Origin of the sequence: Marivita lacus (assembly GCF_014637725.1) — a bacterium.
GTDB lineage: Bacteria > Pseudomonadota > Alphaproteobacteria > Rhodobacterales > Rhodobacteraceae > Marivita > Marivita lacus.
Genome location: NZ_BMFC01000012.1, coordinates 92516 through 106760 on the forward strand (window position 1 = coordinate 92516; position 14245 = coordinate 106760).

Sequence of the window (14245 nt, forward strand, 5' to 3'; positions counted from 1 at the left end):
TGGGAGGAAAGAATGAAGTCAATTATCGGAAAAGTAACCCTCTGCGCAACCGCGCTCTTGGGGACCATGGCCTTTGCGGGTTCGGCGGCAGCGCAGGACTACCCCAATCGTCCGGTTGAACTGATCGTGACCTTCGGACCCGGCGGCGGGGCTGATCTGATGGGCCGCACAATGGCCCAACTGATGGAAGAGTCGCTGGGCGTGGCAATCCCGGTTTCGAATGTCGGGGGTGCGTCGGGCAATGCCGGCCTGACCCAACTTCGGACCAACCCGGCTGATGGCTATACGATCGGCACGCTGATTTCACTGACCGTCGCCTCCTGGGCTTCGGGGCTGGGTGACAACAAGCCCGAGGATTTCCGCGTGATTTCGGTCGTCCAAAGCTCGCCCTCATTCCTGTTCGTGCCCACCAGCGGGCCGCATCAGACTGCCGAAGCGCTGTTCGACTTCGCCAAGGCCAATCCCGGCGCAATCACCGTAGCGACGTCGGGATATGGCACGCAGGACGACGTGACACTGAAGCTTCTGTCCAATGCCGGAATTCAGATGGAAAACGTGCCCTTCCAAGCCCCTGCAGAACGCTATGCCTCGCCGATCGGCGGCCACACCAGCGCAATTTATGAAGAGCCGGGCGACGTTGCGCAATTCATCGCTGCCGGTCAATTGGCCCCGGTCGTGGTGTTCGCGAAGGAACGCCATTCGGAGTTTCCAGATGTGCCGACCTCGGCTGAACTCGGAATCGACATCTCCGGCCTCGACAATTACCGGAGTATCGCCGTTGCTGCCGGTACGTCGGATGAGATCGTGGCCAAACTTGAAGCGGCGGTCGCGACAGCCACGGCATCGGATGAATGGAAGGCGTTTTGTGCCAAGACCTATACCTGCATCACGCCTGTAACCGGCGATGCGGCGCAGGCCATGGTCAGCGACTTCCGCGATCTGATTGCTGCGCAACTCGCGAACTGATCTGGAGGGGGCATTGGCACCGTCACCCGTCCGGGATCAGACCAGCCGAAACAGCACTGCCGGGGGTGGCCTTACCCCCGGCATGATCCGGCTTCTGCTGATGGCATTGCCTGTCGGGGTGTTCCTGATGGCCCTGATCCTGCCTGGATACATGTTCGAGACCGATCAGAAACCCACCGAGATCGGTCTTGGCCCCGCAGCCTGGCCCCGTGCGATGTTGCTGGCGCTGGCCATCTTTTCAGCACTTTGGATCGCCCAGGACATCTGGGTGCTGGGGAGGGCGGGGCGCACTCCCTTGCTTCGCATTCCCAAGGAAGATGGCCATTACCATTTTGGCAAGGCTCTGGTCGGATTGGTGATGATCGTCCTCTACGGGTGGCTTCTGTCGGTCCTTGGCTTCGCCATTTCGACCGCCGTCTTCATCGCGACATGGTGCGTCTTCGGTGGTTTGCGGAAGATCAGTGTCGTGTTGCCTGTTTCGGTGATCGGCACGATTGCTCTTTTGTGGCTGTTCATGGGCCTCGCGCTGATGCCGCTTCCCAGGGGCGTGGGGATATTCGGCGAATTCAGCATCTGGTTGCTTCGGGCAGTCGGGATTTACTAGCAGGAAGGCAGGACGATGTCGGCTTTGGAGCTATTGGGTGGAGGGTTCCTCGCCGCCTTCGAATTATGGGCGTTCCTGACCATCGTGACAGGACTGCTGATCGGGGTCGTGGCAGGCGCATTGCCGGGCATCTCTTTCGTCAACGCGATGGCGATGGCCTTGCCGTTCACGTATGTGATGGAACCGACGCAGTCGATGCTGTTCCTTGGTGGCATCTATGTCGGCGGCGTCTTTGGTGGCTCGATCTCGGCTATCCTGATCAATGTGCCGGGAACCCCAGCATCTTTGCCAGCCACATGGGATGGCTATCCGATGACAAAGCGGGGCGAGGCGAAGCGGGCGCTGACGATCGCCGTAACCGCCTCGGCCACAGGCGGGCTGGTCAGCGCGCTGATGCTGGCCTTCCTGTCAGCGCCCTTTGCCAGTTTCGCGCTGAAATTCTCACAGCCTGAATTCTTTGCAGCAACCGTGCTGGGGCTTGTCAGCGTCATCGCCATCGCCAAGGATCAGCCAGTGATCACGATGGTGTCGCTGCTTCTCGGTATTGTTGTCGGGACCGTCGGCGTTGACCCGCTCTACGGTCAGGCCCGATTCAGCTTCGGTATCCCCGAAATGGAAAGCGGCATCCGCTTCGTCGTCGTGATGATCGGTCTTTTTGCCATCGGGGAAGTTGTCGATCTTCTGGCCACCAATCGGGATCTGCGACCAAAGAAAGCGGATGGCAAGGCGGTGGGCGCCCGCCTGAAGGACATCCTGTACGTCAAGGGCGCCATTCTGCGCGGCACCGGGATCGGCTGCATGATTGGCTTGATCCCGGGGGCAGGCGCAACACCGGGCGCGGTGATCGCCTATGGTATTGAAAAGCAGGTCTCCAAGCGCGGGGATAAGTTCGGCACGGGGATCGAAGAGGGACTGGCGGCACCGGAAGCTGCAAAGAACGCCACGACCGGCGCGGCAATGGTTCCGCTTCTGACGCTCGGTATTCCGGGCAGCGCTGCCACCGCCATCATGCTGGCCGCGATGATGCTGCAAGGCGTCAATCCCGGACCGCTCTTGTTCATCATGGATCCGTCGATGGTCTACACGATCTTTGCCGCCATGATCATCGCCAACGTGCTCATGATCGGTGCCGGAATTGGGGTTGCGCAGATGTTCTCGACCCTGATGCGAACACCGCCCGCCATCCTCGCCGCTTTCATAATCGTTCTGAGTGTGATCGGGGCCTACGGCGTTCGGAACAACATCTTCGATGTCTATGTCTGCCTTGCCTTCGGTGTGCTCGGCTGGGGCATGAAGCGTGTCGGCTTTCCATCAGCACCCCTGGTTCTTGGCGTCATCCTCGGGCCGCTGGCGGAGCGCTATTTTCTGACATCGCTTGCGAACTCACGGCAGGATTGGACCGTGTTTTTCACCCGCCCGATCAGCGCGACAATACTATGCCTGGCTTTGGTGTTCATTCTGTGGTCGTTGGCTCCCGGCTTGAAGACCCTGTTTTTACGTCGGAGGAGCTAAGTCAGGTATGTTGGCCATACGCGTCAATGATCGGATTTGACGGGCGGTCGTGATCTTTTGGACTGTATGATCCCGACTGTTGCAAGGGCATGTGGAAATTGTTGTAACCGGAAAGGTGCTCTGCCCTGTGCAACAGATTGTCGGTGGACATTTTTGCTACACCTTTCACTTGCCAAGAACCTTGCAATGTTTTGCTTTTAATACACTTTGAATACATCATTTTCATCAAGTGACTGACTGAGCCTCCCCCAGTTTCCCAAGAATACTGACCCGGTGCGACCCCTTTGGCGCGACGTCACCCAAGGCACCTCCTGCATGCGCGGCTTCGGGCCGCTTGACCTGCATGTCGGTTTTTCGACAGCCCGATCACCGACTCAATTGACACGATACCGGATTCTTGGATGGATCAGCGGACCGTAATATTCTGAGGACTTTAAAAAGTTTATGGAAAACGAATTTGAACAAAGCCTTCTCGACACGCTTGCATCTCTGGGGCCGTTGGCCGGGTTTGCTGATTTCGGTGACTTGCCGGCAACCGAAGCCGACGTATTCAACCTGACGGTTGGCGAATATCTCGACCTTCTTGCTGTCGCTGAGGCTGCTTTGGCGGCAGCTCAGCCCAATATCGCGGCGCTGTTGAGCAATCCGCAGTTTCTTGACACTCTTGACGCGGAAACCCGCATGTTCTTTCAGGACTGGGCGGCAGGTGATTTCAGCTTTCTGACAGCAGCCTTCGATGAGGCCCGCACCGCCCTGTCCGGCGTGCCGCGGGAGACATTGCTGATCAACGTGCAGGGGCTGGACGGCGATGGCGGCACGCTCGAGGACGATTTCGAGATGGCCTTTGCCGAGGCCGAAGCGCGTCTGGGCGAACTGCTGTGGACCGATTTCGGCGGTCTTTTCACGTCGCCCACCTTTACCATCGACCCGGATACCGGAAGCTGGTTCGTGCCAGGTGCGGCGCTCTCTGGCGGGTCGCTTTTCGAGCTGTGGACTCTCGTAGGCGAGGCAGCCGGCCAGGCGATCCTGAGCTATTTCAACTCGCAGACCGCATTGCTCAACGAGCTGTCCGGCAGCGGCGTCAGCTCGCTGGAGCTGGCCAACGCGGCAGCCGCGGCGCAGGTTGCCTCGGCCAATGCCTTCGAGGTGCTGCAGGGCTTTGGCACGACATTGACCAATTCGGATGACGTGGACCTGTCGGCGTTCGAAGCACTGGCATTGGCCGAGTTCGAGGCGGTTGTTCAGGCGGTCACATCCGTTCTGCCCGTTGCCGCGAGCGCGCTGAGCCAGCTGATCCTCGGGTCGCGCAACTCGGACCCGACCTTTGTCGTCAATCTTGAAGGCGACGTGACCGGGTCCGATGAAGGCGACTGGTTCTACCTCAACGATCTGGCCAACGTATTCGACGGCGGATTGGGACAGGACATCCTGTTCGGCTTTGGCGGCGATGACCGCTTTACCGGTGGTGCCGAGGACGATGCCCTGTTCGGTGGTGACGGCGCCGATACGGCTGTCTATTCCGGGCCACAGGGGCGCTATACCCTGCAGATCGAACGCGACGGCGTGACGCTGATCGACCGCTCGGGTGCGGATGGCACGGACGCGCTCAGCGGGATCGAGTTCCTGTCCTTCGGCGACGCGACCGATTTCAACCTCGCCAACCAGGTGGGTATCGCGTCGCTGAGCGCAGAGGAGATCGAGACCTTCGTCGAACTCTACATCGCCTATTTCAACCGCGCGCCCGATGCCGAGGGTCTCAACTTCTGGGGATCGGCCTTTGCCAACGGATTCTCGCTGGAAGAGATCGCGACCCTGTTTCTTGATCAGGACGAAACCCGCGACACCTATCCTGACACGCTCAGCACGATTGAATTCGTCACGCAGGTCTACGGAAATGTGTTGGGCCGCACCCCGGATCAGGGCGGCCTTGAATTCTGGGCAGGTGCTCTCGACGATGGTTTTGTGACGCGGGATGAGTTCATTCTGCAGGCCCTCCGCGGCGCCAAGGTCGATCTGCCTGAAGGGTCTTCGGCCGAGGACATTGCCTTGCAGCAGGGCGACCGCGCATACCTGTCGGAAAAGACGGATATCGGCACCTATTTTGCGGTCATCCGAGGCCTGTCGGACGTGAACGACGCCGATGCCGTCATGCAGCTGTTCCAGCGTGATGACCAGGGGTCGATCGCAGAGGCCTTGTTGGCTGCCGACGCGGCATATTCCGATGCGCTTGCCGCCAATGGCGGCGATTTCCTGATCCAGCTCGTCGGCATCGTGCCGGACCCCTACGGCGTCTGAGCCGCGACCCGAATGCCTTGCGACAGCGCGCCCCTCGACGGGCGCGCTGTTCGTTTTAACTAACGCCCTCGAGATCAAGAATTCCAAAGCAGGGCAGGGCATCATGAAGATCGCGATCATCGGTTCCGGCATGGCCGGTCTGGCCTGTGCCGCACGGCTGACCAAGGCGGGGCTGGCTCCGACCGTGTTCGACAAGGGGCGCGGTATTGGCGGGCGCATGGCCACGCGCCGGGCCGACGGCGGGTTTCAGTTCGACCACGGTGCGCAGGTGATCCCCTGCGACAGCGACGGGTTTCGCGCGCTGATGGATGACGCCAAGGCTGCGGGCCATGTTGCGGAATGGGACACTGGCGAAGGCAAGACCCGTGTTGTCGGCTCACCCGGCATGACTGCGCTCGCCAAATACGTCGCCCAAGGGCTCGACTTGCGACAGGGTACTGAAATCACCGCCCTGACGCAGACCACCGAAGGCTGGGATCTTACGGCAAACGAAGCGCTTGGCACGTTTGACCGGGTGATCTGCACCGCGCCTGCGCCGCAGGCAGCCAAGCTGGCGGGTCATGCCCTGACCGACCCGCTGGGCGCCGTGACTTACGCCCCCAGCCTGACGTTGATGGTCGCGCTGCACACCGCGCTGGATGTCCCCGTGACCCAAACCAATCCGACTGACGCGCTGGCGTGGATCGCGCATGACAGCGCGAAGCCCGGGCGCCCGACGCAGAACTGCTGGGTCGCTCAGGCCAGCACCGATTGGAGCATCGCTCATCTGGAACTGTCGAAGGACGAGATCGCGGCACGGATGCTTGACCTCTTCCTGACGCATCACGGGCTTGACGCGACCGAAGTGGCCTATGCCGCGGCCCATCGCTGGCGCTATGCGCTGGTGGACACGCCGTTGGGCCAGCCCTTTGTCACGTCGGCCGACAAAACGCTCTATGCGGGCGGCGACTGGTGCCTTGGCCCGCGTGTCGAACACGCCTGGCAGAGCGGCACCGCCATTGCCGACGATATCCTGAGCGCTGCATGACGTTCGACGATCCCCGCATTCAACGCCTGATCACCCTGATCCGCGCTGCTATAAACCCTCCTCCCGGCAAGGGCAGGATTGCGCTGGCGCTGCTGATGGGGGTGCTCTGCCACCTGATCTTTGCGATTGCGGTCCTGTCGATGATGGTCGCCATGTTCTTTGGCCTGAGCGAAAGCTTCGGGTTCGTCCCGTGGCCCTGGGCGGTACTGACCAACGCGGCGCTGATCCTGCAATTCCCGCTGGTGCATTCCTTCCTGCTGTCGAAGCGCGGCATGAAGATCACGGCCCGCCTGATCCCCGGCCCGCATGGCGGCACGCTGTCGACCACCACCTACGCCATCATCGCCTCGCTGCAACTGGCGGCGCTGTTCCTGCTCTGGACGCCAAGCGGTATCGTCTGGTACCGGGCCGAAGGTGGCGCGTTCGCCGCATTGTGCACGCTCTACGCCGCCACATGGGCTTTGCTGATCAAGGCCAGTTTTGACGCGGGCGCAGAGGTGCAATCGGGCGCGCTGGGCTGGATGTCGCTTCTGGGCAGGATCAAACCGGTCTTTCCCGACATGCCGACGCGAGGTCTTTTCCGCCACATCCGCCAGCCGATCTACGTGGCCTTCGCGCTCACGCTGTGGGCGGTGCCGGTCTGGACGCCGGATCAACTGGCGCTGGCGGTCAGCTACACCGCCTATTGCCTGCTGGCCCCGCGACTGAAAGAGAAGCGCTTCGAGGCGCGCTACGGTGCCGCGTTTGATCGCTATCGCGAAACGGTGCCCTATGTCCTGCCGAAACTCACATCGAAGGAGCGTAAGGATGGCGCAGACCCTGCGGAACAATCTTGAGATTTACGACCACGTCGCGGCGCAATGGTGGTCCGACGACATCCGCTGGGTCCGCACGCTCAAGAACATGGTGCCGGGGCGGCTGGGCTGGTTCGACACGCATGTCGACTGGCAGGGCAAGGATGTGCTCGATCTGGGCTGCGCCGGGGGATTCATGGCCGAGGCGCTGGATGACCGGGGCGCGCGTGTCACCGGCATTGACCCCGCGAAGGACGCCATCGCGGCGGCAAGTGCCCATGCCGACCTGACGGGCCGTGAGATCCGATATGACGTGGGTGTCGGCGAGGCGCTGCCTTACGCCGATGCCAGCTTTGACGCCGTGGTCTGTGTCGACGTGCTGGAGCATGTGCAAAGCCTGCCGCAGGTCATTGCAGAGGTCTCCCGCGTCCTGCGCCCCGGTGGGCTGTTCCTCTTCGACACGATCAACCGCAACCCCATTGCGCGGCTCGCCACGATCACCATGGCAGAGGACGTGCTGAAGCTGCTGCCCAAGGGCACGCATGATCCGGCGCTGTTCATCAAGCCCTCGGAACTGCGGGCAGAGCTTGAAAACGCAGGCTTCACCGTGGGCAAGATGGTCGGCCTTGGCCCGCGCGGGATCAATGGCCGGGGCGATTTTACCTTCGGGCGCGTGCCCGGCACGATGATCATCTACATGGGCACCGCCCGGAAACCGGAGGCAACATGACGACATTGGCCTTGCTGACAACCGCGCTGCTGTTCGGCGGCATGGTGCTTTATTCCTTCGGCTTCGCGGCGTTCCTGTTCACGGCCCTGCCTGCCGAGACCGCAGGCCCGACGATCCGCCGCGCTTTTCCGCATTTCTACCTCTTCGTCATCGCGGGGGCAGGGCTGTCGGCGGCGTTCCTCGCACCCGCCGACCCGATCTCTGCTGCGATCATGGCGACCATCGCGCTCTCCACGATCCCGACAAGGCAAATCCTGATGCCCGCGATCAACGCCGCGACGGATGCGGGTGACAAGCGTCGCTTCGGCATGCTGCACGCGCTCTCGGTGGTGATCACCCTGATCCACATCGTCGCCGCCGCTTACGTGCTGCACCGCTTTATCGGTTGACTTGGCGCGAATTAGGCCCCATGTGACCCTTATCGCCGCGCAGCCGCGTGAGCTTGCCGTGCCCGTCATCTTGGGCACACCGGCGATAGGCACTTCAGTTCCCCATCACGCAGGGTCCCTGACGCAGTACCAGACGGTGCGGGGCGCTCCCGTAATGTCTTAAGGTCCTGCGGACACCCTCGTTTGCCGCGTGATGCGGCAGAACTCCCTCCGCCGGCATGATGCCCGTGGACGTAAAGGATAAATTTTGTCTGATTTCGAAACGCTGGGCCTCAAGCCCGTACTCCTCGCCGCTCTGAAAGAGGCTGGCCTCACCACCCCCACCCCGATCCAGGACCAGGCGATTCCGCTGGCGATGGCGGGTCATGACGTCATGGGTCTCGCCCAGACCGGCACCGGCAAGACGATGGCCTTCGGCATCCCGCTGGTCAGCCACCTCATGGACAGCCCCGATCGTCCCGCCGCGAAGACCGCGAAATCGCTGATCCTCGCGCCGACGCGCGAACTGGTCAACCAGATCGCCGAGGCGCTCCGCACCCTGACCAAGAAGACCCATCTCAAGGTCAATGTCGTGGTCGGTGGCCAGTCCATCAACAAGCAGATCCACCACCTGCTCAAGGGCACCGACATCCTGGTCGCGACGCCCGGACGCCTGATCGACCTGATGGACCGCAAGGCGGTCGATCTGCGCACCGTCAAGCACCTCGTGCTGGACGAGGCTGACCAGATGCTCGACATGGGCTTCATCCACGCCCTGCGCCGGATCGCTCCGAAACTCGGCACGCCGCGCCAGACCATGCTGTTCTCGGCCACCATGCCGAAACAGATGGAAGAGCTCAGCAAATCCTACCTGACCGATCCGAAAAAAGTGCAGGTCTCGCCTCCGGGCAAGGCGGCGGACAAGGTCACCCAATCGGTGCACCACATCTCCAAGGCTGACAAACCCGCCAAGCTGCGCGAGATCCTGTCACGTGACATGGACGCGCTGACGCTGGTCTTCGCCCGCACCAAGCATGGCGCGGAAAAGCTGATGAAGTCTCTGGTGGCCGATGGCTACAACGCTTCGTCCATTCATGGCAACAAGAGCCAGGGACAGCGGGACCGCGCCATCAAGGCGTTCCGCGACGGCGAGATCAAGGTGCTGGTCGCCACCGACGTGGCCGCGCGCGGCATCGACATTCCCGGTGTCGCCTATGTCGTGAACTACGAACTGCCCGACGTGCCGGACAATTATGTCCACCGCATCGGCCGGACGGCGCGTGCCGGTCGTGAAGGTGAGGCGATTGCCTTCTGTGCACCCGACGAGGCCGATCTGCTGCGCCAGATCGAAAAGCTGATGAAGATCGAGATCGTGGTCGCCAGCGGCCAAGCGCCCAAAGACCCGGTCGCCCGCAAGCCGCAAACCCGCGGTCAGGGCCGGGGTGGCAAGACCGGTGGTCAGAGCCGTCCCGCCGGTGCGACGGCCAAGCCCAACGGCAACCGCCGCCGCCGCAGCAGGCCCAGCAAGGCGGCCTGAGACTGATCCGGTGATTTTGCAAACGGCCCGCCACATCGGCGGGCCGTTTTGCATTTTTGCAGGGTCTGCTGTCTTGACCCTAGGTCAACTCTCCGTCCCTCGGCATCGCCCCTATATGGTAAACGGGACGTAGCGGGATACGGAGCATGACGCGATGCAACTCAGGATCAACGGAACCATCCACGAGGTCGATGTCGAAGACGACATGCCGCTGCTCTGGGTCCTGCGCGATGAACTTGGCCTGACCGGCACCAAATATGGCTGCGGCATTGCGCAATGCGGTGCCTGTACCGTGCATCTGGATGGCGTTGCCGTGCGGTCCTGCCAGACCTGGGCGGTCGACGCGACCGGGGCTGACATCCGCACCATCGAAGGTCTGGGCACACCTGCCGCGCTGCACGCGGTTCAGGCGGCATGGCTCACCGAACAGGTCGCGCAATGCGGCTACTGCCAGTCCGGGCAGATCATGCAGGCCGCATCGCTGCTGGCCGAAAACCCCAGCCCGACAGATCAGGACATTGACGACGCCCTGTCCGGCAACCTCTGCCGCTGCGGCACCTATCCCCGCATCCGCGCCGCAGTGAAACGCGCCGCGACGATGATGCAGGAGGGCTGATCATGGGACGCCTCAAAACCATCGCCCGCCGCACGTTTCTTGTCGGGTCCGTCGCCGTTGTCGGCGGAGTCGCGTTTGGCATCTTCACTGTCCGCAAACCGCACGGGAACCCGCTGACCGCCAAGGCGGGTGAGGCCGTGCTGACACCTTACGTCAAGATCACATCCGATGGCATCACCCTCATCACACCGCGTGCGGATTCGGGGCAGGGCGCCTACCATGTGCAGGCCGCGCTGATCGCGGAAGAACTGGATGTGGATCTCGACCAGATCACAGCCGATCCCGGCCCGCCCAGCCCGGCTTACTGGAACACCGCGCTTGCGGCTGAGGCCGCCGATTTCATGGTGCCCGCCGCTGGCGTGATGCACACCATGGCCGAAGGCGCCGTGAACAGCGTGATGAAGGTCATGGGCCTTCAGATCACCGGCGGGTCGACCACCGTTCCCGACCAGTTCGAAAAGCTGCGTCTGGCCGGTGCCTCGGCGCGAGAGACGATCAAGGCGTTCGTGGCAGAGCGGGAGGGCGTGGCTGCGGGTGATCTGACCACCCGCGCCGGGGCCGTGATTTTACCGGATGGTCAAAAAATCCCCTATACCGACCTCGCCGCCGATCTGGCAGATGCCGAGGTGGTGCAGGACGTTGCCCTCCGCACGCCGGATCAATGGCGCTATATCGGCAAGCCGATGCAGCGGATCGACATGCTGGCCAAGAGCACCGGCACGCAAGGCTACGGAATCGACGCTGCGGTGGACGGGATGGTGCACGCCACGGTCCTGATGAACCCCGCGCAGCGCGGCGGCATGGCCGACTACGATGCGTCCGACGCGCTGGCCATGCGTGGCGTGCAGGCGGTGGTCCCGATCACCGGCGGCTTGGGCATTGTCGCCGACAACACGTGGCGCGCGTTCCGTGCTGCGGAGGCGATCAATGTCACATGGGAAGAGCCGTCTTCCCCGCCCCAACAAGCGGATCACTGGGCCGCTCTGGAAGCCGCCTTCACCCCCGATGCGCAGGACAGCCGGAAACGCGATGATGGCGATGTGGAAAACGCGCTTGGCGAGGGCGAAATCCTCACCGCCGAATACCGCGCGCCCTATCTGGCCCATGCGCCGCTGGAGCCGGTCAACGCCATCGTGCGTGTCGAGGATAACCGCGTCGAGGTCTGGACCGGCACGCAGATCCCGCGCTTCATTCAGGCCAATGTCAGCCGGATCACTGGCATCCCGGCGGACAATGTGACCGTGCATGCGCTGATGATGGGGGGCAGTTTCGGACATCGCCTTGAAGACGAGGTGGTCAAGCAGGCGACCGAGATCGCGATGCAGATGAAGGGCACACCGGTCAAGCTGACCTATTCGCGCGAAGAGGACATGCTGCATGACTTCCCCCGCCAGATCGCCATGGCGCGGCTGCGGGGCAAGGTGGCGAACGGTCAGGTCGAGGCGCTGGATCTGGGCATCGCCATGCCTTCGGTCATGGCCTCGCAGCTCAGCCGTCAGAACCAGTCCGCCCCCGGACCCGACAGCCAGATCGTGTCTGGCGCGTGGGATCAGCCCTTTGCCATCCCGCACCAGCGGGTGACGGGGTATCGCGCGCCGGAACTTGCGCCGATCAGTTCGTGGCGGTCGGTGGGCGCATCCTCGAACGGGTTTTTCTACAACGCCGCGCTGGACGAATTGATCGCGGCGGCAGGCGCTGACCCGATGGCGGAACGCCTGCGCCTGTGCAGCGATCCGCTCGCACGGCAGGTGCTCGAAGCGGTGGCCGAGATGTCGGACTGGTCCGGCATCGGCGGTCAGGCCGACGGGTCACGCACCGGGCGCGGCGTGGCGCTGACCAAGTCCTTTGGCGTGCATTGCGCGCAGGTGATCGAGGTCACCGACACCGACAACGGTCTGCGCATCGACACCGTCTGGGTTGCCGCCGAGGTGGGCCGCGTCGTCGATCCGGTGAATTTCGAGAACCTCATTCAAGGCGGGGTGATCTATGCGCTCGGCCATGCGATGAATTCCGAAATCACCTATGCGGGTGGCGTGGCCGAACAGACCAATTTCGACACCAACCCTGGCATGCGGTTGGACCAATGCCCCGCGATCATGGTGCGCGGGCTGGAGAATGGCGACCGCGTGCTCGGGATCGGAGAGCCGCCCGTGCCGCCCGCAGCACCCGCGCTGGCCGGGGCGATCTGGGCGGTCACCGGCACACGGCTGCGCGAGATGCCGTTCAGCAGGGCGGTGGATTTCGTTTGAGCCAGGCCGATTTTTTACCGGGTGGTAAGAAATGGATGCGGTTCTCTACATAAAGTATTGCTTACAGATACAGTTAAATTATTTGCCTTTTCGTTACCTGCGCTGACCGTTATCGTTGATGCCACCACGTTGAAATGATGAAAGGCGGGCTCTCAGGTGCCAGAGCAAGACCATTTAACTGTGACGGTGCAGCGCGGCGGGCCTGATGCGCCGTTGCAGCCACAGACATTTCAAGTCCCGGCTTATGACAATCAGACGGTTCTGGACGTGGTGTCGTGGATTCAGCAGAATTCCGACCCGACCCTGACCTACCGGTTCGCCTGCCGCGTCGGCATGTGCGGAAGCTGTGCGATGATGGTCAACGGCGTGCCGCGCTGGACCTGCCGCACCCATGTGGGCAAGGTCTCGAAGGGCGGCGCGATCGAGGTCGGGCCGCTGCGCAACCTGCCGGTGATCAAGGATCTGGCCGCCGACATGGACCCGTTCTTCGACAAGTGGGTCGCCGCAGAAGGCATGCACCACCCGACCCGCACGCGGCATGACGCCATCGAGGCGATTGATCCGGTGGCGTCCGACCGGCAAGAAGCCAATGCCGGGATCGAATGCATCAACTGTTCGGTCTGCTATTCCGCCTGTGACACGGTTGCGGGCAATCCCGATTACCTTGGGCCGGCGGCGCTGCAGCGGGCGTGGACGCTTTTCAACGATGCCAAGGACGCGGACCGCGATACCATTCTGGACGCGGTGTCCGGCAAGGGCGGCTGTCATTCCTGCCATTCGATGGGGTCCTGCACGACCTATTGCCCGAACGAGCTGGACCCGCTGTCGGCCATTCTTGGTCTCAAGCGCGCGACGGCCAAGCGGTTCTTCGGGGGGCGCAAATGACCGAGTTTCACCTCTACATGGCGCAACGCCTGTCGGCCTTGGTCATGGCGCCCTTCGTGATCGTGCATATCGGCGTGATGATCTACGCCATTCAAGGCGGCTTGTCGGCGGCGGAAATCCTTGGCCGCACCCAGGGGTCGGTGTTCTGGTTCGCCTTCTACGGCATGTTCGTGATCGCGGTGTCGATCCATGCCAGTATTGGTCTGCGCACGATCCTTGGTGAATGGGCGGGCCTGCGCGGCGGGATGCGGGACGGGGCGTCGGCGCTCATCGGCCTGGGCCTCTTCGCTCTGGGCGCACAGGCCGTCTGGGCGGTGACGGCATGAAGGTCGCGCGCGCCCATCCGCTCTGGCTGGCCTACATCCTGCACCGGCTGTCGGGCCTTGGCCTTGCCCTGTTCCTGCCGCTGCATTTCTGGGTGCTGTCCTATGCGCTCAACGATGCGGCCAAGCTGGATGCATTCCTGACCCTGACCGAGATGCCGCTGGTCAAGGCGGCTGAGTTCGGTCTGGTGTTCCTGCTGGCGGTGCATCTCTTTGGCGGGTTGCGGCTCTTGGCGCTGGAATGGCTGCCCTGGTCCGCGCCGCAAAAGACATGGGCGGCGGCGGCGGTGGCCGGGTCGTTCCTGGTCTCTACAACCTTTCTCATGCAGGCGATCTGAT

14 protein-coding genes are annotated in these 14245 nt (G+C 62.6%); all 14 read left to right on the plus strand.

The genetic code is table 11. From position 1 onward, the window contains the following. The first annotated feature begins 12 nt into the window (after nucleotides 1-12). The 14 genes from IEV82_RS18415 to sdhC all read left to right on the plus strand — a co-directional run bounded on the left by IEV82_RS18415 (nucleotide 13) and on the right by sdhC (nucleotide 14244). Complete coding sequence (locus IEV82_RS18415) at nucleotides 13-966, plus strand: Bug family tripartite tricarboxylate transporter substrate binding protein (RefSeq protein ID WP_188483536.1); 954 nt, start codon at nucleotides 13-15, stop codon at nucleotides 964-966. A 13-nt stretch (nucleotides 967-979) separates the two neighbouring features. After that, entirely contained in the window at nucleotides 980-1570 is a 591-nt protein-coding gene (locus tag IEV82_RS18420) for a tripartite tricarboxylate transporter TctB family protein (RefSeq protein ID WP_188483537.1), read from the plus strand. 15 nt (nucleotides 1571-1585) lie between these two features. Beyond that, complete coding sequence (locus IEV82_RS18425; RefSeq protein WP_188483538.1) at nucleotides 1586-3082, plus strand: tripartite tricarboxylate transporter permease; 1497 nt, start codon at nucleotides 1586-1588, stop codon at nucleotides 3080-3082. A gap of 444 nt (nucleotides 3083-3526) precedes the next feature. Further along, complete coding sequence (locus IEV82_RS18430; RefSeq protein ID WP_188483539.1) at nucleotides 3527-5377, plus strand: DUF4214 domain-containing protein; 1851 nt, start codon at nucleotides 3527-3529, stop codon at nucleotides 5375-5377. Nucleotides 5378-5480: 103 nt separating this feature from the next. Beyond that, nucleotides 5481-6404, plus strand: a complete 924-nt coding sequence (locus IEV82_RS18435) for an NAD(P)/FAD-dependent oxidoreductase (protein WP_188483540.1) — start codon at nucleotides 5481-5483, stop codon at nucleotides 6402-6404. After that, nucleotides 6401-7240 carry an isoprenylcysteine carboxylmethyltransferase family protein gene (locus tag IEV82_RS18440; protein ID WP_188483541.1) on the plus strand — a complete coding sequence of 280 codons (840 nt, stop codon included), beginning with the start codon at nucleotides 6401-6403 and terminating at the stop codon, nucleotides 7238-7240. Before IEV82_RS18435 ends, IEV82_RS18440 begins: the two co-directional genes overlap by 4 nt. Further along, entirely contained in the window at nucleotides 7212-7928 is a 717-nt protein-coding gene (gene ubiG / locus IEV82_RS18445) for a bifunctional 2-polyprenyl-6-hydroxyphenol methylase/3-demethylubiquinol 3-O-methyltransferase UbiG (protein ID WP_188483542.1), read from the plus strand. The genes IEV82_RS18440 and ubiG overlap by 29 nt, the downstream gene beginning before the upstream one ends. Further along, nucleotides 7925-8317 carry a DUF4149 domain-containing protein gene (locus IEV82_RS18450; RefSeq protein ID WP_188483543.1) on the plus strand — a complete coding sequence of 131 codons (393 nt, stop codon included), beginning with the start codon at nucleotides 7925-7927 and terminating at the stop codon, nucleotides 8315-8317. Before ubiG ends, IEV82_RS18450 begins: the two co-directional genes overlap by 4 nt. Before the next feature lie 247 nt (nucleotides 8318-8564). Further along, on the plus strand, nucleotides 8565-9833 hold the full coding sequence (locus tag IEV82_RS18455; protein WP_188483544.1) for a DEAD/DEAH box helicase: 1269 nt from the start codon (nucleotides 8565-8567) through the stop codon (nucleotides 9831-9833). A 154-nt stretch (nucleotides 9834-9987) separates the two neighbouring features. Beyond that, nucleotides 9988-10449: a (2Fe-2S)-binding protein gene (locus IEV82_RS18460; RefSeq protein ID WP_188483545.1), complete on the plus strand. Its 462-nt coding sequence runs from the start codon at nucleotides 9988-9990 to the stop codon at nucleotides 10447-10449. 2 nt (nucleotides 10450-10451) lie between these two features. Next, nucleotides 10452-12698, plus strand: a complete 2247-nt coding sequence (locus IEV82_RS18465; protein ID WP_188483546.1) for a xanthine dehydrogenase family protein molybdopterin-binding subunit — start codon at nucleotides 10452-10454, stop codon at nucleotides 12696-12698. Nucleotides 12699-12878: 180 nt separating this feature from the next. Next, nucleotides 12879-13583 (plus strand): succinate dehydrogenase/fumarate reductase iron-sulfur subunit, encoded by a 705-nt coding sequence (locus IEV82_RS18470; protein WP_229747921.1) that lies wholly within the window; start codon nucleotides 12879-12881, stop codon nucleotides 13581-13583. Further along, nucleotides 13580-13909, plus strand: coding sequence for a succinate dehydrogenase (locus IEV82_RS18475; protein ID WP_188483548.1), 330 nt, complete (start codon nucleotides 13580-13582; stop codon nucleotides 13907-13909). Before IEV82_RS18470 ends, IEV82_RS18475 begins: the two co-directional genes overlap by 4 nt. Continuing rightward, nucleotides 13906-14244 (plus strand): succinate dehydrogenase, cytochrome b556 subunit, encoded by a 339-nt coding sequence (gene sdhC, locus IEV82_RS18480; RefSeq protein ID WP_188483549.1) that lies wholly within the window; start codon nucleotides 13906-13908, stop codon nucleotides 14242-14244. The genes IEV82_RS18475 and sdhC overlap by 4 nt, the downstream gene beginning before the upstream one ends. The last annotated feature ends 1 nt before the right edge of the window (nucleotide 14245 follow it).

Coding starts and splice junctions, on each gene's coding strand:
- IEV82_RS18440 (WP_188483541.1), top strand. CDS start 6,401: ATGACGTTCGACGATCCCCGCATTCAACGCCTGATCACCCTGATCCGC.
- sdhC (WP_188483549.1), top strand. CDS start 13,906: ATGAAGGTCGCGCGCGCCCATCCGCTCTGGCTGGCCTACATCCTGCAC.
- IEV82_RS18475 (WP_188483548.1), top strand. CDS start 13,580: ATGACCGAGTTTCACCTCTACATGGCGCAACGCCTGTCGGCCTTGGTC.
- IEV82_RS18415 (WP_188483536.1), top strand. CDS start 13: ATGAAGTCAATTATCGGAAAAGTAACCCTCTGCGCAACCGCGCTCTTG.
- ubiG (WP_188483542.1), top strand. CDS start 7,212: ATGGCGCAGACCCTGCGGAACAATCTTGAGATTTACGACCACGTCGCG.
- IEV82_RS18465 (WP_188483546.1), top strand. CDS start 10,452: ATGGGACGCCTCAAAACCATCGCCCGCCGCACGTTTCTTGTCGGGTCC.
- IEV82_RS18435 (WP_188483540.1), top strand. CDS start 5,481: ATGAAGATCGCGATCATCGGTTCCGGCATGGCCGGTCTGGCCTGTGCC.
- IEV82_RS18450 (WP_188483543.1), top strand. CDS start 7,925: ATGACGACATTGGCCTTGCTGACAACCGCGCTGCTGTTCGGCGGCATG.
- IEV82_RS18460 (WP_188483545.1), top strand. CDS start 9,988: ATGCAACTCAGGATCAACGGAACCATCCACGAGGTCGATGTCGAAGAC.
- IEV82_RS18425 (WP_188483538.1), top strand. CDS start 1,586: ATGTCGGCTTTGGAGCTATTGGGTGGAGGGTTCCTCGCCGCCTTCGAA.
- IEV82_RS18430 (WP_188483539.1), top strand. CDS start 3,527: ATGGAAAACGAATTTGAACAAAGCCTTCTCGACACGCTTGCATCTCTG.